The 19795-nt window shown below is 52.0% G+C and carries 15 protein-coding genes; 8 read left to right on the forward strand and 7 right to left on the reverse strand.

Annotated elements, in window-relative coordinates; genetic code table 11:
- Positions 1-61: 61 nt before the first annotated feature.
- The 3 genes from F456_RS0102690 to F456_RS0102700 all read left to right on the forward strand — a co-directional run bounded on the left by F456_RS0102690 (position 62) and on the right by F456_RS0102700 (position 4582).
- Positions 62-1045: a Gfo/Idh/MocA family protein gene (locus F456_RS0102690; RefSeq protein ID WP_018975463.1), complete on the forward strand. Its 984-nt coding sequence runs from the start codon at positions 62-64 to the stop codon at positions 1043-1045.
- A gap of 91 nt (positions 1046-1136) precedes the next feature.
- Entirely contained in the window at positions 1137-2750 is a 1614-nt protein-coding gene (locus F456_RS21645; protein ID WP_018975464.1) for a glycine betaine uptake BCCT transporter, read from the forward strand.
- Positions 2751-3103: 353 nt separating this feature from the next.
- Entirely contained in the window at positions 3104-4582 is a 1479-nt protein-coding gene (locus F456_RS0102700) for a Mur ligase family protein (protein ID WP_018975465.1), read from the forward strand.
- Positions 4583-4744: 162 nt separating this feature from the next.
- Here the strand turns inward: F456_RS0102700 and F456_RS0102705 are convergent, their stop codons facing one another.
- From F456_RS0102705 to F456_RS0102720, 3 genes are all read right to left on the reverse strand, one after another.
- A complete protein-coding gene (locus F456_RS0102705) occupies positions 4745-5761 on the reverse strand; it encodes an iron-hydroxamate ABC transporter substrate-binding protein (protein ID WP_018975466.1) in 1017 nt (338 codons plus the stop codon).
- Between the two features lie 124 nt (positions 5762-5885).
- Positions 5886-6623, reverse strand: a complete 738-nt coding sequence (locus F456_RS0102710; protein WP_026293605.1) for an HAD family hydrolase — start codon at positions 6621-6623, stop codon at positions 5886-5888.
- A 117-nt stretch (positions 6624-6740) separates the two neighbouring features.
- A complete protein-coding gene (locus tag F456_RS0102720; RefSeq protein ID WP_040924845.1) occupies positions 6741-8630 on the reverse strand; it encodes a bifunctional 2',3'-cyclic-nucleotide 2'-phosphodiesterase/3'-nucleotidase in 1890 nt (629 codons plus the stop codon).
- Positions 8631-8908: 278 nt separating this feature from the next.
- Between F456_RS0102720 and F456_RS0102725 the strand changes: the two genes are divergently transcribed.
- From F456_RS0102725 to phnE (F456_RS0102740), 4 genes are all read left to right on the forward strand, one after another.
- A complete protein-coding gene (locus F456_RS0102725) occupies positions 8909-9880 on the forward strand; it encodes a phosphate/phosphite/phosphonate ABC transporter substrate-binding protein (protein WP_018975470.1) in 972 nt (323 codons plus the stop codon).
- 194 nt (positions 9881-10074) lie between these two features.
- Entirely contained in the window at positions 10075-10866 is a 792-nt protein-coding gene (gene phnC, locus F456_RS0102730) for a phosphonate ABC transporter ATP-binding protein (RefSeq protein ID WP_026293607.1), read from the forward strand.
- Positions 10863-11717 carry a phosphonate ABC transporter, permease protein PhnE gene (phnE, locus tag F456_RS0102735; RefSeq protein WP_018975472.1) on the forward strand — a complete coding sequence of 285 codons (855 nt, stop codon included), beginning with the start codon at positions 10863-10865 and terminating at the stop codon, positions 11715-11717. Before phnC ends, phnE (F456_RS0102735) begins: the two co-directional genes overlap by 4 nt.
- Entirely contained in the window at positions 11714-12511 is a 798-nt protein-coding gene (phnE, locus tag F456_RS0102740; protein WP_018975473.1) for a phosphonate ABC transporter, permease protein PhnE, read from the forward strand. Before phnE (F456_RS0102735) ends, phnE (F456_RS0102740) begins: the two co-directional genes overlap by 4 nt.
- 149 nt (positions 12512-12660) lie before the next feature.
- On the opposite strand, the gene F456_RS0102745 is transcribed toward phnE (F456_RS0102740), so the two are convergent.
- Both F456_RS0102745 and F456_RS0102750 read right to left on the reverse strand, forming a co-directional pair.
- Positions 12661-13887, reverse strand: a complete 1227-nt coding sequence (locus F456_RS0102745; RefSeq protein WP_157059980.1) for an ATP-binding protein — start codon at positions 13885-13887, stop codon at positions 12661-12663.
- Positions 13888-14002: 115 nt separating this feature from the next.
- Positions 14003-15463: an RtcB family protein gene (locus tag F456_RS0102750; protein WP_051086680.1), complete on the reverse strand. Its 1461-nt coding sequence runs from the start codon at positions 15461-15463 to the stop codon at positions 14003-14005.
- A 555-nt stretch (positions 15464-16018) separates the two neighbouring features.
- Here F456_RS0102750 and F456_RS0102765 point away from each other — a divergent pair.
- Positions 16019-17113: a M24 family metallopeptidase gene (locus tag F456_RS0102765; protein ID WP_018975478.1), complete on the forward strand. Its 1095-nt coding sequence runs from the start codon at positions 16019-16021 to the stop codon at positions 17111-17113.
- A gap of 85 nt (positions 17114-17198) precedes the next feature.
- Here F456_RS0102765 and F456_RS0102770 read toward each other — a convergent pair whose 3' ends face one another.
- Together F456_RS0102770 and F456_RS0102775 are read right to left on the reverse strand one after the other, a co-directional pair.
- Complete coding sequence (locus F456_RS0102770) at positions 17199-17915, reverse strand: queuosine precursor transporter (protein ID WP_018975479.1); 717 nt, start codon at positions 17913-17915, stop codon at positions 17199-17201.
- Between the two features lie 325 nt (positions 17916-18240).
- Positions 18241-19635: an L-cystine transporter gene (locus F456_RS0102775; RefSeq protein ID WP_018975480.1), complete on the reverse strand. Its 1395-nt coding sequence runs from the start codon at positions 19633-19635 to the stop codon at positions 18241-18243.
- Positions 19636-19795: the final 160 nt, after the last annotated feature.

The following is a 19795-nucleotide window of genomic DNA, read 5'->3' on the forward strand; positions in this document are numbered from 1 at the left end:
GTTATGATGGACTGGAACGTTATCGCTTTCTTCAATACTTGAACCGGGAGTGAATTTATTTATGATTCGATTCGGCATGGTCGGTACAAATTTTATTACGGAACGTTTTATTGAAGCAGCTCGGCAGGCGGAAGGACTGGAACTTACCGCGATCTATTCCCGCACCGAAGCACGCGCGCGCGAATTCGCGAACCGCTATGGAGTTGAGCTTACATTTACGGACCTCAATGAAATGGCCGCTTCGGACCGGATCGACGCCGTTTATATTGCCAGTCCCAATTCGCTGCATGCGGAGCAGGCTATCCTGCTTCTGAAGCACGGTAAACATGTCCTCTGTGAAAAACCGATGGCTTCCAACGCGCGCGAAGTCAGGGAAATGTTCGCAGCCGCCGAAGAAGGTGGAGCCGTGCTTATGGAAGCTGTAAAGACAACGCTGCTTCCTGCTTTCGCCCTGCTGCGTCAGAATCTGCATAAGATCGGACCGATCCGGCGTTACTTCGCCAACTACGGGCAGTACTCGTCCCGTTACGACGCTTATAAGGAAGGCATGGTACTGAACGCATTCCGTCCGGAGTTCTCGAACGGTGCGCTGATGGATCTGGGGCTGTATTGTATTTATCCGATGGTCCTGCTGTTCGGCAAGCCTGAGGAGATTAAAGCATCGGCCTATATGCTCGAATCCGGCGTAGACGGCGAAGGCAGCCTTCTGGCCCGCTACGCAAATATGGATGCGGTCGTCATGTTCTCCAAAATTACCGATTCGCTTGCCCCTTCAGAAATCCAGGGAGAGCTCGGCAGCATCGTAATCGACAAGATCAGCGAACCCCGCAGTGTCCAGATCCGCTATCGGGACGGCAGCGTCGAAGATCTGAGCGAACCTGCCGGTAAACCGGTTATGACTTATGAAATTCAAGAATTTGTTGATGTTATTACGGCAGGCGCTTCCGAATCTTCTGTCAATTCCCGTGCATGCTCGACGACGGTAGCAGAAGTCATGGAAGAAGCACGCAAACAATTTGGACTTGTATTTCCGGCCGATCGTTAAATCGGCCTTTTTCTTTATCTGCTTACTTGGGTAATGGTTACTGGAAGAGAGTTTCTCAAGAAAGAAACCTCCCAAGAAAGGAGCAGAGATTATGGTTTTTGTGGTTGCCCTTACGATCATTATCGCATTCGTATTATGGGGGGCTTTCTTTCCCGAACAGCTCGGGAACTCGGCGCAGATTGCGCTTGATTTTTCTACGGAAAAATTCGGCTGGTTTTATCTGCTGACCGCTTTCGGATTCCTCGTGTTTGCCCTGTACCTGGCGTTTGGACGCTTTGGGCGCATTAAACTGGGCAAAGACGAGGACGAACCCGAATATTCCACCACCTCGTGGTTTGCCATGCTGTTCAGCGCCGGCATGGGCATTGGCCTCGTATTTTGGGGAGTGGCGGAACCCGTATCGCATTATATCGATCCTCCCGAAGAATTGGAGGGCGGCACCGCTTTGGCGGCACGGATTTCCATGCGCTATTCCTTTTTCCATTGGGGGCTTCATCCGTGGGCCATCTATTCGGTTATCGCGCTGTCGCTAGCCTACTTCCAATTCCGCAAAGGCTACAAAGGCCTCATCAGTTCTACGTTCGTGCCTCTGCTCGGCGAACGGGTCAATGGACCGATCGGTAAAACGATCGACGTGCTCGCTATTATCGCGACAACTTTCGGCGTAGCGACCTCGCTCGGCCTGGGCACGCTGCAAATTGCGGGCGGCATCGAGCAGATTTTCGGCTATCAAAGCAGTACCTTCATGATGGTCATCATCATTGTGATCGTCACCGTCCTGTATCTGGGTTCCTCGACAACAGGCTTAGATCGAGGCATTCGGATCTTGAGCAACGCCAATCTGGTTATCGCAGTCCTGCTGCTCTTGTTCGTACTGTTCGTCGGCCCGACTTCATTCATTTTCGATACGTTTACTGTCACGCTCGGCGGATATATGCAAAATCTGGTCCAAATGAGCCTGCGCATGACTCCGTTCTCTGACAGCACCTGGGTTGCGGCTTGGACGCTGTTCTATTGGGCATGGTGGATTTCCTGGGCACCATTCGTCGGTACTTTCATCGCCCGGGTTTCCAAAGGTCGTACGATTCGCGAATTCGTGCTCGGCGTTCTTCTTGTTCCCAGCCTATTCGGCTGTTTGTGGTTCGCAGTATTCGGCGGCGCAGGCATTTACTCCGAACGCTATCAGAACAGCGGATTGGCCGACGCCGTACAAAACGATGTAACGTCCGCCCTGTTCCTGATGCTGCAAAACCTTCCGATGGGCATCATTGTATCGTTCCTTGCACTTATGCTGATCGCCATGTTCTTTATTACGTCGGCCGATTCCGCCACCTTTGTGCTCGGAATGCTGTCTTCCAACGGCGATCTTCATCCATCAGGAAAAATTAAAGTCACTTGGGGTATCGTACAGTCCTCGATCGCCATTGTGCTGTTGGTCAGCGGCGGTCTCAGTGCTCTGCAGACAGCCTCAATTGTCGTAGCGCTGCCTTTTGCCATCATTATGATCGGCATGTGCGTATCGCTTCACAAAGCTCTTTCGGAAGAACATCGTGAAAGCAGAAAACGCGATAAGCGAATGCTCGCCGAATACAAATCCATCTTCGATGCCGCAAAAGAGCAGCAATTGAAGGAAAATGGTACGTTGAAAGCACCGAAAGCGCCGAAGCTTCCTAAAGCATCGAAAAACACTCAAAAACCTGACTGATTGGACAGCCTTACCATTCACGCGACAAGTGGACTGGTGGATCTACCGCTTGAATTTCAAACTTATGGCGGATGAATAAGTTCATGATCATTTAGGTCAAAAAGCTCCGTTCCACCTCAAAGTGGGCGGGGCTTTTTTCAATCCGACAGTTTCCTGTCCCGACACTTTAAAAATCGAACCTGCGGCAGTTGGGGCAAGCGGCCTTTCAAAGGGTATATCATCAGCAAGGCCGTCCGGTCTATTTCCGACTGCTCCAAATTCTCCGTCCATATCCTTTTGCGGACCGGAGTCCGGAATGACGGCATATTGTCGATATCCAAATACGAATTTCTGATTTGAAAGGAGCGGTCCCTATGAAGCTTAGCCACCTGCTCGGAACGGCTCTGAACCATTCCTGCCCCGTAGATGCTGATCCGAACGTCTGCGGACTTGCTTTTCATTCCGAACAAGTAAGGCAGGGAGATCTGTTTGTTGCCATAGCCGGCACCGGTACAGACGGTCATCGCTACATAGCCGACGCGGTTGAGGCCGGCGCATGCGCGGTCGTCTGCGAACATCCCCCGTCTTATTGTGCGGTTCCCTGCATTGGCGTATCGAACGCCCGCTTGGCGCTGGCGCTGTTGTCCGCCGAGTTTTACGGTCATCCGGGTTCAGAGCGTACCCTGATTGGGGTAACGGGAACAAATGGAAAAACGACGACCTCCCACCTGATTCATCATGTGCTGGAAAGCACCGAACAGCCTGCGATGCTGCTCGGCACGGTCGAGCGGCGTATGAACGGGCGCTCCTATCCCTCCTCCATGACAACACATGATGCGCTGCAAATCCAACGTTGGCTGCGGGAAAGCCGTGACAGCTGTGCCGTGCTGGAGGTCTCTTCCCACGGACTCGACCAGCATCGGGTAAGCGGTCTTCGCTTCGACTATGCCGTGTTTATGAATCTCAGCCGGGAACACTTGGACTATCACCAAACGCTGGAGATCTATTTCCGTTCCAAAGCCCGTTTATTCCAGCTGCTGAAACCGGGCGGAACAGCCGTCGTCTGCACGAACTGCCGCTGGGGACGGCTGCTTGTCGGTGAATTGAAGAGCGAAGGCATTCATACGCTGACCTTTGGCCGGAGGGAAGATGATGATCTCCGACTAGTTTCTGCCGATTCCGGCACAACAACCGAATTTACAATCGCCGAAAAAGGCATGCGGTCTGCCGTACCAATCCGCTTTCGAATCCCGCTGCCGGGCCTGCATAACGTTTGGAACGCTGCGGCTGCCATTCTGCTCGCACGCAGCCGAGGGATTCCGGCGGAAAGCATTGCCAGCGCTCTGCAGCATTTCCCCGGCGTTCCAGGCCGTCTGGAAACTTACTCTCATCCGAACGGCGCATTGTTGATTGTAGATTACGCCCATACCCCGGACGGCCTGCTTCAATGCCTGCATGCCGTAAAAGCTTATAGCCCCAAGCGGCTGACCCATATCTTCGGATTCCGCGGAGGTCGTGATGAAGACAAATGGGAAACGATGCTGAAACTGTCCAGACGTTACAGTGACCGCACGGTGCTCACATTCGATGATTTGAACCTCACCTCTGCCGAAAGCATGCTGGAGCGTTACCGGTCACTCAGCCGCGGAGAAACAGATATTCGCGCCGATCGTACGCTGGCCCTCGAAGAAGCTTGGAACAACGCTGTTCCCGGAGAGTGCATTCTAATTACCGGCAAAGGACCCGAACTGTACAAAGAAGATTTCCGACTGAAGACTCATTCCGATCCCGAAACTATACGTTATCTGCAGAAGCGTGCTCTTCTTGAGTCCGAAGAAGCCGCTGCACGCTGAGTCTGAAGAAGCCGATGCATGCTCAATCCTATTCTGCGTGCATCCTGATGCCGATTCCGGATTTCGAAGGCTAAAGGTTCTTTTTCAACCGATGACCCACATAAAAAAGGCCGTTCCGGTCGCTGACACGACGTAGGAACAGCCTTTTTATGAATTACTTACCTACTTGCCCAGCAGGCTGTCCGTAATGAACGTCAGCTGCGAGTCGAGAGAAATCGGATCGTTAAAATAGTACGCAACCGGGTCGATTTCGAACACCTGACCGGCTTTTACTCCCGGAAGGTTCTTCCAAATACTGCTGTTATAGACGGCAGGGCCATCATCTGCGCTCTGCCATGGCGCAGTGAAGATGTAATCTCCCGCAAAGTCTTCCAGCGTTTCGAGCGAAATGCTGGCAAATCCTGCGCCGCTGTCGATCGCTTCCTTCTGAGTGCCGGCAGGCGCCTTCAATTCCAGCTCTTGATACAGGATCTCGCCGCCGCGGCCGAATGTGTCGCCCATGACGTAGATACCTTTATCGTAAGGTTGAAGAATCGAAACGGTCTTGTCTCCGACTGCCGCCTGCACTTCAGGCTTCAGTTCGGCGATCCGCGAATCCCAACTGTCGACCCATGCCTGTGCTTCGGATTCGCGGTTGGTCATCCGTCCGAACTCCAACATGCGCTCCTTCGTATTCAACTTGCCGTATTCGAATGCAACTGTCGGTGCAATCTTCGAAAACTTCTCCAGATTTTCGTTGCCAACCCAAACGATAATCAGATCGGGATCAACTCCCAGAACACTTTCTACCGAAGAGCCGTCACCGATATTGGTAACGCCATCCGTCTTCTCTTTGAGCACCGCGCTCTGGAATACATGATCCGGTGCACCGACCGGCGTAATGCCAAGCTGTACAAAATCGCCAAAGTAACTATCCGCAATAACGACGATTCGTTTCGGATTTTTCGGAATCGTAATATCTCCGTTAGCCGCTGCATATACGATCGTTTCCGAATCGTCTGCAGCGGCTTCTTTCGCTGCACGGTCTTCGGCAGGTGCCGTCGCCGGATCGGTTACAGCCGACTCATTCTGCGTCTGTGTATCGGTCGCTGCTGTATCCGTTTGGTTTCCACATGCCGCCAACATAATCAGCAGCAGAACCGTTCCTAGTAGAAATCCGAGCTTTCTCCAGGTTTTCATGTGTGTGAGCTCCCCTTTTGTCGCCTGAATTCCGCCCCTTTATTATGATAATGATTATCAATACCAGGACGTAACTCGAATATTACCCCAATCCAAGCTGTTTTACAAGAAGATTATCCAAACTTTAGAGGCCCAGAACGATTCGGCGAATTTCCGAGTAATCGGCGGCTGTGTAATGCGGTTCATGATCCGTTTCCCGCTTGGCGAGACGAGGGTTAAACCACAGTACCGTCCAGCCGGCATCGATCGCACCGACAACATCATTACGCCAAGAATCCCCGATATAGAAGCTGTTTTCCGGCGACGTTTCCGTTGCCCGGTTCACATGTTCGAATAGTCGCACATCGGGCTTGGCAATACGTACTGCCCTTGACACAAAGATCAGTTCCGGCGAAATCAGTTCCTGTAGTCCCAATGCTTCCGCCTTGCGAAGCTGATGCTCCGGCGGACCGTTTGTAATAACGCCGACCAATCGCCCCGCATCCTGAAGTTCCATAATCAGCTCTCGCGCTCCTTTATAAAGCGTAATCGCATACTGCTTGGACAAATAAGCATCCTGAAGCGCTTGTGCTTTCTCGTCAGTCAGTTCGTAATCAAATTCTCCCAGTGCCAATTGAAAACGTTCACGCCGCATTTCCTCCAATGTCATCGTTCCTGCCGCACCGACGCTGCCTCCTTCTTTGGGAGAAAGTCCTTGTGTCGCGGACAATAGATCGCTGTAATAGCGTACCCGGTGATACAACCGCTCATACGGAAATTTGTCTCCTGTACCGAGTACCTCGCGTACTCCAAGTTCCAACGGCTCCAAATGATCATATAAAGTATCGTCCAAATCGAAAAAAACAGCTTTTTTCAAGTGCATTCCCTCTCCTTTGCTTCAATTATAAAAGTACGGCAGCGGAATATCCGCCGCCGCCGTTAGATTGTCGAAGGATCGATATGCTGTCATTTCTCTTCCGGCAGTATGCTGCATATTGATTTATTTTCCACCGAGCGTGGACAGATCAATTTCAAAGCGGGCAAATCCGCCTTCCGCCATACCGGCGAATGATATGCCTATCGGCATGTCAGATTTGCGGGCTTCCGGAGAAGACAGCAGCTCAACCGTCAATCCTTTTGGAGTTCCGATCAGTGTCCAGTTACCGTCCGCTTTTGACATCAGCCGTCCGGAACTGCGAATATAATCGGTCAGAATCTGACGATTCTCGTCGGGAGATGCCAGAACGATGCGCTGTCCGTCTAGGTTTGCAATCGGTGTCGAGAACGCTCGGTAATTATTCGTCGCGATAATGAATTTTTCTCCTGCTTCAACTGGACGTCCTTCATAGCATAACTTCCCGATCCGCTCGGACTCGGGATTCAGAAGTTCACACGAAGCCGAATATTTCGCAGGACGTGTCACATCGATTGTATAAGTTACCCCGTCGATAATATCAAAGTTGAATGACGGAAAGTCCGGATCAATCAAACTTTGTCCGTTCTCTCCCTGCGGATCGATTGTACGGAACAGACCGGCTGCCCATTCCAACCACTCTTTCAGTTCCGCTCCCGTCAGCAGCAGCGCACATAGAGTATTCGGATAATTGTATAAATCCGCAATATGTTTGACTGCCAGCGGACCGGCGGGAATGTCGGTGTAAAAAGAAGGGCCATAGCGGCCTCCGGTCTTGAATGGCGCTCCGGCTGCCAGCACGGGAAGATTTTCATAGGGGGTACCCTGCATTTCTTTTTTCAAATACCAGCGCTGCGCGTCGTTAACAATCTGTACCGAAGCGCTGTCGAGCGTCAGAGCGAAGAAGCTGTTGATCGGTTCGGTCGTTTCTCCAACTGCTGTGCGGATATAATTCAGCGTCTCTTCGTGTGCCGCACTCACCGCTCTGGCCGCCTCCTCATCCGTCCGCACCCGTGCAGCCGCCTGCATCGTATCGTAGACCGGACGGGCTTCGGCGCGGCTCCCGGTCACTTTCCACCCTTCAACCGTCCGTTCAAGCTCCAGATCCACGACGCCGAGATGATCGCCCGCATAACCTGCTTCGACAGCGGGAACACCGTTTATCGTGCCGCGAGTCAGGTCAACACCCGTTTTCCCTTCGAACGCCGCTCCGGGAAAAACTTTATGCGCATGCCCGAACAAAATAACATCGACATCAGGTACCCGGCTCAGATGCAGAACCGCATTTTCCGTCATCGGGGCTTCCGGAATATCTTCGTAGCCGCAGTGTGCCAACAAAACGACGAGATCGGCGCCTTCGGCTTTCAGCTTCGGCACAAACATTTTAGCCGTCTCGACCATATCTTCCGCTTTTAGGCGGCCTTCGAGATTGGCTTTGTCCCAGTTCATGATTTGCGGCGTCACCAGTCCAATTACCCCGATCTTGATCGGATGTATGTCTCCCGCCTCATCTTCGATTGACCGCTCAAGCAGCAGATAAGGAGGCAGATAATGCGAGTGCTTCGGCAGATCTTCTCCATCCAGATACAAATTGGCGTTCGTATACGGAAAATTCGCTCCTTCCAATGCCTTGTCCAAATACTCCAACCCATAATTAAATTCATGATTGCCAAGTGTACCTGCATCGTAACCAAGAATGTTCATCGCCTGATAGACCGGATGGATGCCGCTGCTTTCAAGACCGCCCGATGCCATATAGTCGCCCATCGGATTGCCTTGGAGGAGATCGCCGTTGTCGAATAACAGCACATTTTTCTTCTCCGCTCTTGCCTGCCGAATCAAAGCCGCCGTCTGGGCAAATCCGTACTCCAATACCGACCGATCCCCATAATAATCATAATTCATCATATGAACATGAAGATCTGTCGTTTCCAATATTCTTAGACTGGTTTTAATACTCAGTTTACTCTCCCCCATTATGTAAGATAGAATGAGACCTTTGCTTGATCGTACTGTTTGCCATAAGCTTACGGGTTTTGGAACCCGCTTAACGAAAAGCGCTCATTTTCCCGGCTTGAACTAGGATGCCACTGAACAGTATTTTTCGCAAGATATCGCATTTGAACTTTACATTAATTTAACAAAAATCGTGTTCCAACTTTACTCATCCGGAGGAAATTGCTGGTACACTTCTGTTTGTCGGCTTCGAGCCGCAAAGTTCATACAGCACATAACCAACCAAGGGGGAAAAGATTTTGTTCAAGAAAGTACTTACGATCTGCATGTCTCTTGCAGTTACAGCCAGCTTGGCAGCGTGTGGCAGCAGCAGTAACAACAACGCAGCGGGCGGCGAAGCAGCAACTGGCAACGATACGACAGCCGAGGCCGCTGGATTTACCCCTACAGAACTGCGCGTTCAATTCGTTCCTTCGCAGAACGCAGAAACACTCGAAGCCAAAGCAAAGCCGCTTGAGGAACTCCTCGGCAAAGAGCTCGGTATTCCGGTAAAAGTCAGCGTTTCTCCTAACTATAATACAATCATCGAAGCGATGTCCGCGAAACAGGTTGACGTAGGCTTCCTGCCTCCGAATGGCTATGTACTGGCTCACGACGTTAGAAATGCAGCCGATCTGCTGCTGCAAGCACAGCGCTATGGCGTAGAAGAAGCAACAGGCGCACCAACGGAAGAAAAAGTCGACTTCTACAAATCCCTGATTCTTGTTAAGAAAGATTCCGGCATCAAGAGCCTGGAAGATCTGAAAGGCAAGAAAATGGGTTGGCAGGACGTTACCTCTTCCGCAGGCTACGTATTCCCGGCTGCAGCCATGGTCAAAGCCGGCATGGATCCTGCCAAAGATGTTCAAGGCGTAACGCTGAAAGGCCATGACCAAGCGGTACTGGCTCTGCTGAACGGACAGGTTGACGCAGTTGCTGTCTTCCAAGACGCTCGCAACACCGTAAAAGGCGATATTCCGGACGTATTCGAACAAACAGAAATTCTGTTCTCGACAGACCCGATTCCGAATGACACGATCAGCGTGCGCAGTGACATGACGGACGAGTGGAAAACGAAAATTTCCGACGCGTTCATCGCTCTCGGCGAAGATCCGGAAGGTCAAAAAATCATCAATGATGTATACACGCACGTAGGCTACGCAAAAGGCGACGACGCTAACTTCGATATCGTTCGCGAATCCGCAAAAGCTGTAGGCCAGAAGATCGAATAGTCCTCATCTTCACCGGTTCTAAAGCGTCAAGATATCATCTCGACAAAACTGATTTAACACGCCATTTTCAGCCCATCATGCAGCGCCGCTTGCGGGTTTTACTCCCGCAAGCGGCGCTGTGCGGCGTTTGGAGAAGACATAAATTTGACCGGTATTCCTGACGCAGGAAGCATACCCGGAGAAAGCAGGCCATGATGATTGAATTCAAAGATGTAGTCAAACAGTATCCCAACGGCACAGTTGGCCTCAACAATATCAACCTTACGATCGGCGAAGGCGAGTTCGTGGTAATCGTCGGTCTGTCGGGCGCAGGCAAATCGACGCTGCTGCGGTCCATCAACCGTCTGCATGACATCAGTGCGGGCGAAATTCTGATCGACGGCAAGTCTGTAACCCGTGCGAACGGCAAGCAGCTGCGCCGTATACGCCGTGATATCGGCATGATCTTCCAGAGCTTCAACTTGGTGAAGCGGGCGACCGTTCTGCGCAACGTGCTGTCTGGTCGTGTCGGCTACCATTCCACATTCAGTACGATGTTTGGCTATTTCCCGAAAGAGGATCACGATATTGCGCTTGATGCGCTCAACCGCGTCAATATTCGCGAAAAAGCCTATATCCGCGCCGACCAGCTCTCTGGCGGCCAACAGCAGCGTGTCTCGATTGCCCGGGCTTTGGCTCAAAAACCGAAAGTTATTCTTGCCGACGAACCGGTCGCATCCCTCGATCCGCTGACGACCCGTCAAGTTATGGATGACTTACAGCGCATTAACCGCGAGCTGAAGATTACAACGATCGTCAACCTGCACTTCATTGACTTGGCTCGCGAGTATGCGACTCGTATTATCGGTCTGCGCGCCGGGGAAGTTGTATTCGACGGTCCTGTCTCCGAAGCGACCGATGCCAAGTTCGCCGAAATCTATGGCCGTCCGATCAATGAAGACGAGCTGCTCGCGGCCGAGGCTGCAAAGGGAGGCGTAACCGTATGACGCCTGCTCCCAAGCCGGAATCGGCGGAAGTGGGAGCACCGCCCCCTCCGCCTTCCAAAAAGCCTGCGCCCACTATGGATTCTAAGGGGCCGCAGCGCTATAAGACGCTTGCAACCTGGCTGTTGTTCATCCTTGTGTTGGCAGCCTGCTTCTATCAAGTCGACGCGAACATCTTCGATTTGTTCAGTGCCAATGCACGGGACAACGTGAATCGGATTTTGAATGAAATGATCCGACCGGACTGGAGTTACGCAGAAGATATCTTTGGACCGATGATTGAAACGGTTCAAATCGCCATTGCCGCTACGGTTATCGGATCGATCCTTGCTGTTCCGGTTGCACTGCTGGCGGCCACCAATGTGATTCCGAAAAAGATTGTGAGTATTCCTGTTCGTATGGTACTGAATCTGGTTCGGACTATTCCCGACCTGCTGTTCGCTGCGATCTTCGTAGCGGTATTCGGTATCGGCGCGTTCGCCGGTATGCTCGCACTTGTCTTCTTCTCATTCGGTCTTGTAGCCAAGCTGACGTACGAAGCGATCGAAGCAATCGATCCGGGTCCGCTTGAAGCGATGACTTCCGTAGGTGCCAACAAAATCCAGCTGATCGTATTCGGCGTCATTCCTCAGGCGCTGCCTTACTTCTTCTCGTACGTACTGTACGCTTTTGAAGTCAATGTACGGGCAGCTGCCGTGCTCGGCTTCGTCGGGGCGGGCGGTATTGGTCTGCATCTGGACCAGCAGCTGAATTCGCTGCGTTATGACCGTGCTTCGATCATTATTCTTCTTACGCTCGTAATCGTGCTGCTTATCGATTACGCCAGTACCTATTTACGGAGGAAATTACTATGAATCAAACCGTTCCTTCCAAAGCGCGCAGCACGATTATCCGCAGCTGGCTGATCGGCGTCGCCTTAATCCTCCTATTCATCTGGTCGCTGTCGGGACTTAAATTCGAAGGTATACAGGAATACGGCTTTCAAGTTATGGCCTCGATCTGGGAAGGCTTTACTCATCCCGATTGGGATTACGTATACCTGCCGGACGGAGAAGATCTGCTGCGCGGTCTGCTGGAGACATTGACGATCTCTATTCTGGGCACATTCATTTCGGCATTCTTGTGTATCCCGTTCGCGTTCTGGGCCTCGGCCAATATGAGCCGCTTGAGAGCCATCTCCGGCAGCGGCAAGTTCGTGCTGACAGTGATCCGGGTATTCCCGGAAATCATCATGGCGATCCTGTTCATTGTCGCCGTCGGCCCCGGTGCGTTCGCCGGCGTGCTGGCGCTCGGCGTCCATTCGATCGGTATGCTTGCCAAGCTGTATTCCGAGACGATTGAAGCCGTCGACGACGGTCCGCGCGAAGCCCTGCAGGCCTGCGGTGCAAGCAAGCTGCAGGTACTGCGCTTCGCCGTTCTGCCGCAGGTTATCCCGCAGTTTATCTCTTACGCACTGTACCGTTTTGAGATTAATATCCGCTCCGCAACCGTGCTCGGTCTTGTCGGCGCTGGCGGTATCGGTACGCCGCTGCTCTTCGCTCTCCAGACTCGTAACTGGAGCCGCGTTGGTATCATTCTGCTCGGTATCGTGGTTCTGGTTGTCATTATCGACCTGATCTCCGGATGGCTGCGCCGCCGTATTATCTAATCGATAGTCAGATTACCTGTTAAAGCTCAAGAAAAAGCGCCCCGAAATTTTTCGGGACGCTTTTTTGTTTGTATTTTCATTTGTATTTTCGTTTCTATTTTTACTTCCATTATTGTTATGGCACATAGGTACCGACGGATAACCGGCGCTTATAATTGAAACCCGATTCCGCCATCCCGTCCATCCAGCCAATTGCCTCTTTTCTCTTTGCTCAGCTGTCCGTTCATTGAACGGACAATCCCGTCAATGTCGGCTTTGCCATGCTCGTTCCAGTCTAGAGCGGCCGAAACGTACAGCTCGCCGAGCTGCGCCATACTGAAGCCTTTGGCCAATGCAACGGCACGTTCCAGTTCTTCTGGCGAGACGAAATCAAGCATCCCGCGGCGTTCCAAGAACGCACGTCGAAGGTCCGCATCCGGCAGCATGATTTCGTACGAACGATCAAAGCGGCCCGCACGGTTCATTAAGCCCGGATCAATCTTCTCCGGATAGTTGGTCGTACCGATCAGGAAGATCCCTTCCTTCGATGTCGCACCGTCCAATGTGTTAAGGAAGAATGAGCGCACGCTCTGGGGCATAGAATCAATATCTTCGATAACCAGCACCATCGGCGCAAGCCGTGCTGCCGTCTCAAATACTTCCTGCACGGAAACACTGGACGTATATTCTGTAATCTGCCAGTAAGCAGCGGGTCCCTGCACACTGCCGGCAATCGACTTCACCAGCGTCGTTTTTCCGTTGCCGGGACGCCCATAGAGCAGTATGCCCCGTTTGAATGGCAGATTATGCTTGCGGTAGAAACTGCGGTCCGACGCAAAAAATTGATCGAGTGACCGGTAAATTTCTTTTTTCAACGGTTCGGGCAGAATGACATCGTCACGCGACACCGCTCTCGTGATCGGCTCGCTCTCCCGCTGAATCCCGTTGTTGGTATCCGTAAACACCGTAATCCGGGTTTTCTCCCGGCTCCGCTGACGGTCGCGAACGCCGCTGAGGAATCGGCTGATCGCTTCGTCGCCTGTAGCAAACACGAAGTCTTCGCTGTAAATCCCATGCTGGCGAAACATCGGAATACGAGCCAACGCCACACCCTGCTCCGGGTATACAAAGACGTTGTTGCGAATCGCCGGATGAATACTGTATTCCGGTGTGCTGCTGTCTTCATCGTAAGCGAACGTACGGCCTTCGATTCCTTCATAGATGCGCCCCGCACATTCCACTTCCGGCGACCCTTTCTTCACATCTTCTTCAAGCAGATCCCAATAGTCGCTGTTGCCGTCATCGCTGGCATAGAGCGTATAGGTCATCCCGTATCGCTCTTCCAGCATATCTTCGATGCCCCGCGTAACCCGCGCATAGGATTCGTATTCGCTCATATTCGGATTGCCAGGCTCGTAAGCGATGATTGCCCGCTCTTCGCCGGCTTCAGCCGCACCGGATGAACCCGGAAGCTGCAGACCCGTATCGTACTGCTCCATTTTTCTTTCCATATTAAGACCTCGCTCCTTTCACTGCCGCAAGCGGCCTGCATTTGGCAACGACGGAGGCGAGTCCCGCTCCCGTTACGCTGCCGATAATCTGATCAACATCCTTATACGCCTGAGGCGACTCATCCAGAATTACACCCAGGGAGTTATGATTAACGATGACTTCTTCTTCGGTTCCCACTTTGAGTGCGGCGGCGAATTCGTCTACCGTTACCAGACGCTTTGTTGCACTGCGCGAACGAATGCGTCCTGCACCGTGGCAGATGGAATGATAATTGTCGGCCCCGCTCGGCAGACCCGCCATGATATACGAAGCTGTGCCCATTGAACCCGGAATCAGCGCCGGATGTCCGGTCTGCATGTAAGCCTCGGGATTATCCGGATGCCCGGCAGGCAGCGCACGAGTGGCACCCTTACGGTGAACAAACCAATCCTGTCCTCCGTGCTGCTCTTCCCAAGCGTAATTGTGCATTAGGTCGTACAAAATATTCATTTTGAATGAAGGCCCGAACACATCGAGGAATGCTTCGCGGATCGCATAAGCGATCAGATGCCGATTAACGACCGCGACATTCAGTGCCGAGGCCATCATATTGGTATAACGGCGTCCTTCCGGCGAATCCAGCGGCGCGAAGATCAGCTTCGGATCGCTTGTACCGAGGCCCAGACGTTTCATCGCTCGGGCAGCCGTTGATGTGTAATGCTGGCTGACCATCGCTCCCCAAGCGCGAGAGCCGGAATGGATCATCACGACTACCTGGCCATCCTTCATACCCCACTGCTCCGCGATATGCCGGTTCTCTTCCGCAATCTCAAGATACTGGATTTCCGCAAAATGATTGCCGCCGCCCAGTGTACCCAGTTGGCGCAGCCCTTTTACCCAATATGTCTCTTGTACCGCGTTCAATTCTTCCGGATCAAAAGCGAATCTTGCTCTCTCCACGTGGGTCAGCGAAGGCGAACGTTTGGAGGAAGCGCTGTCCGGCAAATATTTACTCGGGAGTCCTTTGAGTCCTTTTTGCACGATATGATCCATTCGCAGATCGGAAAAAGCACCTTTTTTATGTGACTCCATCGGCAGATACTTTTCGATCCGATTGACCAGCTTCCGGCGCAGCCGCAAATCCTGCAGATCGCGCCGGTGCAGATTCGTCAGATGAACGCGCATGCCGCAGCCGATATCACTGCCAACGATCGACGGGGAAACGATACCATCATTCATTCCCCAGACCGCCGTTGTGCCGATACACGTTCCGATGCCCACATGTACATCAGGCGTATAACCCATATAGCGGATACCGGGTATTTGTAAATTGTGATTAGCCATTTCAAAAATTCTGGAATCCAGCCCTGCAAACAGATTCTCGTCCGCGAACACATGAACACTGCCAGCAGGGAGCTTAACTTCATGATAACAGGATTTGGCTTCCGCCGGAAATTCGGACGCTGCGTTAGATTTCGGCAGGTTAGCTTCAATGGGATTAAAAGATTTCAATTAAATATTCATTCCTCTCTATTTGAGCAAATCGGGGATATGGGATAAAAAAACATAACAAAAAGCCGCGGACCTCTCGTCCGCGGCTAATGCCGGTTCAACTTGCATGCAGATGCACGGCTCCGCCATGTTTCTTCCGCAAAACGCGGACAAACAAAGCTTCACCGAGACAGACGTACAGTTTTTCTGCAGAAACATAAACATTCCGCAAAAAGAACCGCGTCTTCGGACGCATTCAAGCCAATCCGTACCCGTCGAGGACAGGCAGAACGAAAGGCGAGTGTTCGGTTGTCAAATGGGCTTTCAAACGATTAACGACGATCATTGCTGCCATCCTCCTTTGCCAAATAGTAAACTTATCATAGCCCTTCCCCTTAAGAACTGTCAACCCTAATACTGGAAGCCTCTGTTTTTTGGCCGACCGGTCCATCCTGGGCTATAATAGACAGCATGAATGTATAATGGGCACTATGAATATTCCGCGCAGGCGGAAAAGAAAAACGAATCTACAGGAGTGAACTGCTGATGAACGATCACCGCTGGACCCAACTCAGAACCCATATGGACGAACGCGCACTCGACTGCCTGCTGATTACTGACCCGAAGCATGTCGGCTATCTGACCGGGTTTATGTCCGACCCTCATGAACGCTTTCTAGGACTTGCAATCCCGAAAGAAGACGAGCCATTTCTTATTGTACCCGCACTTGATCTTGAAGCGGCCAAAGCGGTTTCCTCCGTTCCGACGATCCGAACTCATACCGATACGGACGATGCTTATACGCTGCTGCATGGCTGGCTTGGCAGCGGCCGCGGCATGGTTGGCATCGAAAAAGATCATCTGTCCGTTGCCCGCTTCGAGCGTCTGAATGCCGCACTCGGCGCTTCGGGCTATGCTGATGTAGGCGGCGTGCTCAGCGCACTGCGTGCAGCCAAAACACCGGACGAAATCGAGAAGCTCCGTGCGGCTGTACGATTGATTGAAGCTGTGCTAACCGAAGGATTGAAGCATGTCCGGGTCGGCGCGACAGAAATTGAGATCGTAGCCGAGCTTGAATATCAAATGAAGAAACTCGGTGCGGAAGGCCCTTCGTTCGATACAATGGTGCTGACCGGCGACAACACGGCGCTGCCTCACGGCAATCCCGGTCAGCGGAAGATCGAAGCCGGCGATATGCTGATGTTCGATATGGGCGTCTATCTCGACGGTTACGCCTCGGACATTACACGTACATTCGCTGTAGCCGAGCGGCCGAACAACGAAGCCGTCAAGATCTACGAGACCGTACTGGCCGCTAATCTGGCTGCGATCGCCCATACCCGCCCCGGCGTAACGCTGGCCTCGGTCGATGCCGCCGCACGTGAAGTGATCACCGAAGCCGGTTACGGTCCGTACTTTATGCACCGACTTGGTCACGGACTGGGCATGGATGTGCACGAATATCCGTCCGTTCACGGTGCCAATGAAGAACTTGTGACGGAAGGCCTCTGCTTTACCGTCGAACCGGGCATCTATGTCGCCGGCGAATGCGGTGTACGCATCGAAGACGATGTGATCGTAACGAAAGACGGCGTCGATGTGCTGACCACTTTCCCGAAAGAGCTAACCGTAATCGGCTGAGCCTGTTTCGGAGAAGCGAATACAAAACCAAAATATCCGAAAATAAAAAGCGGTCTCCCATAAACGGGAGACCGCTTTTTATTCATCAACGGCTCGGCGGCAGACCGGAATCGGCTTCCACTGCAGGTACTTTCATGCCGCGTGCCCAATAAAGCACTGGCGTTCCGGCAGCCGTAAGAATGAATTTGAAGATATACGTCGAAAGGAACAGCTGAATCCAGATGGAGAACCCTCCGTATTCAGGACCCGTGAATGCAATCGCGCAGAAAATCAGCGTATCGATAAAGGAACTGATCATGCCGCTTCCGTTGTTGCGAATCCACAGCTGATTGGCGGACGCAAAGCGGCGGCGAATCCGGGCATATAGATAGACGTCAAGAAGTTGACTGACCAGATAAGCGGTCAGACTTCCCAATGCCAGTCTAGGTAGCAGACCAAACAATTCGCTCATCGGCCCTTGGGCAAAATCGACTGCTGAAGGCTCGAAGCCCAGCACCATCTGCATAATGACTGTCGTCATAACAAGCATGAAGAATCCGAACCAGACTGCGCGGCGTGCCGCCTTAACACCGTAGCGTTCATTTAGCAGATCCGTCGTCATATAGATGCTGACGTACATTGCGTTGCCCAGCGTCATCGTGATGCCCAGCATCTCAATGGTTTTGGTTACTTGAATATTCGCGAGAACCGTAGCGACACCTACCCAGGCATACAGCCCTTTTTTGCCGAAAAATTTGAAACAGAGCAGGAAAAACGCAAAATTGACCAGGACGAAAAAAACGCCCCATGTGAAGTTAAACAAGTTGAATCCTCCTAGTTTTGGTATCGCGGGATGGTTACGAACCGCGTTATGGAATAATAAGGTTCCCGAAGAGCAGAACAAAAAACCCCGCGCTCCTTTTGGAACCCGAAATCCCGTATCACTTTACCATAAGGACCGTATTTGCACCATCTTTTTTTGAAAAAGTGGTCCAGTAAAAAGATTATGGTACCTCTATGTTCTGTTCCCATGTTGATCATCTTCATTGTCTTGGTTCATAAATAACAAACAGACAGCCCGAAGGCTGTCTGTTCATAGAGCAAACTTGTTTAAGGATTGCCCTTATCTACGGTTTCCAATCTTGCTATTACGCGCGTGCCGCTTCCAGTTCCGGAGTATCCGGGGAATCGTACGTGTTTTTGTCGATCTCGCCCGTTACTTTGCCCGTTACGACACCGGCAAGCATGGAATCGTTGACGTTCAATGCCGTACGACCCATATCGATCAGCGGTTCAACCGCAATCAGCAGCCCCGCGAGTGCGACTGGCAGGTTCATTGTGGAGAGTACGATCAATGCTGCGAAAGTGGCTCCGCCGCCTACACCCGCTACCCCGAACGAACTGATAGCTACAACTGCGATCAACGTTACAATAAACGACAGGTTAATCTCAACGCCTGCAGCAGGTGCAATCATAACTGCCAGCATAGCCGGGTAAATGCCTGCACAGCCGTTCTGACCGATTGTCGCCCCGAAGCTTGCGGACAGATTGGCTACCCCTTCGGATACGCCGAGCTTCTTCGTCTGCGTCTCGATATTCAGCGGAATTGTCGCTGCGCTTGAACGCGAAGTGAAGGCGAAGATGAGTGTTGAGACGACTTTTTTCAAATATGTCACTGGGTTCATGCCGAACAGCAGCAGAATGATCAGGTGAATCACGAACATGACGATCAGCGCCACGTACGAAGCCGCTACGAATTCAGCCAGTCTAGCGATTCCTCCCGGATCGGTCGTCGCCATCATTTTGGCAATCAGCGCCAGGATGCCGTAAGGAGTCAGACGCAGAATCAGCGTTACGATCCGCATAACTACCCCGTGCACAGCATTGATCATGCCGCGGAACGTTTCCGCCTGCTGCGCATTCTTCCGATCCAAGCCCAGTACAGCGAGACCGATAAAGGCCGAGAAAATAACTACAGCCAGCGTCGACGAAGGACGGGCTCCTGTCATATCCTCAAATGGGTTAGCCGGGATGAATGACAAGATTTGATCCGGCAGCGAGAGACCCTCGACATCGCCGAGCCTCGATTCCAGCGCTTGTCCGCGCGCTTCCTCCGCTTCTCCGCTCAGCAGATCGCTTGCGTTGAGACCAAATGTCATCGCCGACGCAATGCCGACTACCGCGGCGATCGCCGTCGTCAGAACAAGCGTAATCAGGATCGAAGCGCTGATCTTGCCGAGCTTCTTGCCCCCCTTGATGTTCATGATCGCGGTAATGATCGATACCATAACAAGCGGAATAACAATCATCTGCAGCAGTCGAACATAACCGCCGCCAAGCAGATTGTACCAATCCATCGACCGCGAGACGACTTCCGAATCGGCCGAGTAGATCCACTGAAGTGCACCGCCAAGAATGATTCCGAGTCCAAGCGCGGTAAACACCCGTTTGCTGAACGAGACATGGCGCTTTTGCATGATGTACAGCAGCACGGCCAGTCCAGCCAGAACAGCTATGTTCAAAATAACGAAAAAGGTTTCCATAATCCAATCCCTCTCTATGTATATATTGGTGATTTGAACAGTACCAATCTGTTCTTCCTTATGAAATCTTAAATCTGCCATTCATAATAACATTATTCCGATCATTTCGGTAGACTTTTTACAGACCTATTTTTATAGATAAGAGAAAAGAAAGAAAATA

Source organism: Saccharibacillus kuerlensis DSM 22868 (assembly GCF_000378145.1).
In the GTDB taxonomy this organism is placed as follows: Bacteria; Bacillota; Bacilli; order Paenibacillales; family Paenibacillaceae; genus Saccharibacillus; species Saccharibacillus kuerlensis.

Bases quoted from the DNA above. Each gene is read 5' to 3' on its own strand.
- F456_RS0102710 (WP_026293605.1), bottom strand. From the start codon at position 6,623: ATGCACTTGAAAAAAGCTGTTTTTTTCGATTTGGACGATACTTTATAT.
- F456_RS0102765 (WP_018975478.1), top strand. From the start codon at position 16,019: ATGAACGATCACCGCTGGACCCAACTCAGAACCCATATGGACGAACGC.
- F456_RS0102720 (WP_040924845.1), bottom strand. From the start codon at position 8,630: ATGGGGGAGAGTAAACTGAGTATTAAAACCAGTCTAAGAATATTGGAA.
- phnE (WP_018975472.1), top strand. From the start codon at position 10,863: ATGACGCCTGCTCCCAAGCCGGAATCGGCGGAAGTGGGAGCACCGCCC.
- phnE (WP_018975473.1), top strand. From the start codon at position 11,714: ATGAATCAAACCGTTCCTTCCAAAGCGCGCAGCACGATTATCCGCAGC.
- F456_RS0102690 (WP_018975463.1), top strand. From the start codon at position 62: ATGATTCGATTCGGCATGGTCGGTACAAATTTTATTACGGAACGTTTT.
- F456_RS0102745 (WP_157059980.1), bottom strand. From the start codon at position 13,887: ATGAGCGAATACGAATCCTATGCGCGGGTTACGCGGGGCATCGAAGAT.
- F456_RS0102700 (WP_018975465.1), top strand. From the start codon at position 3,104: ATGAAGCTTAGCCACCTGCTCGGAACGGCTCTGAACCATTCCTGCCCC.
- F456_RS0102775 (WP_018975480.1), bottom strand. From the start codon at position 19,635: ATGGAAACCTTTTTCGTTATTTTGAACATAGCTGTTCTGGCTGGACTG.
- phnC (WP_026293607.1), top strand. From the start codon at position 10,075: ATGATTGAATTCAAAGATGTAGTCAAACAGTATCCCAACGGCACAGTT.
- F456_RS0102705 (WP_018975466.1), bottom strand. From the start codon at position 5,761: ATGAAAACCTGGAGAAAGCTCGGATTTCTACTAGGAACGGTTCTGCTG.
- F456_RS21645 (WP_018975464.1), top strand. From the start codon at position 1,137: ATGGTTTTTGTGGTTGCCCTTACGATCATTATCGCATTCGTATTATGG.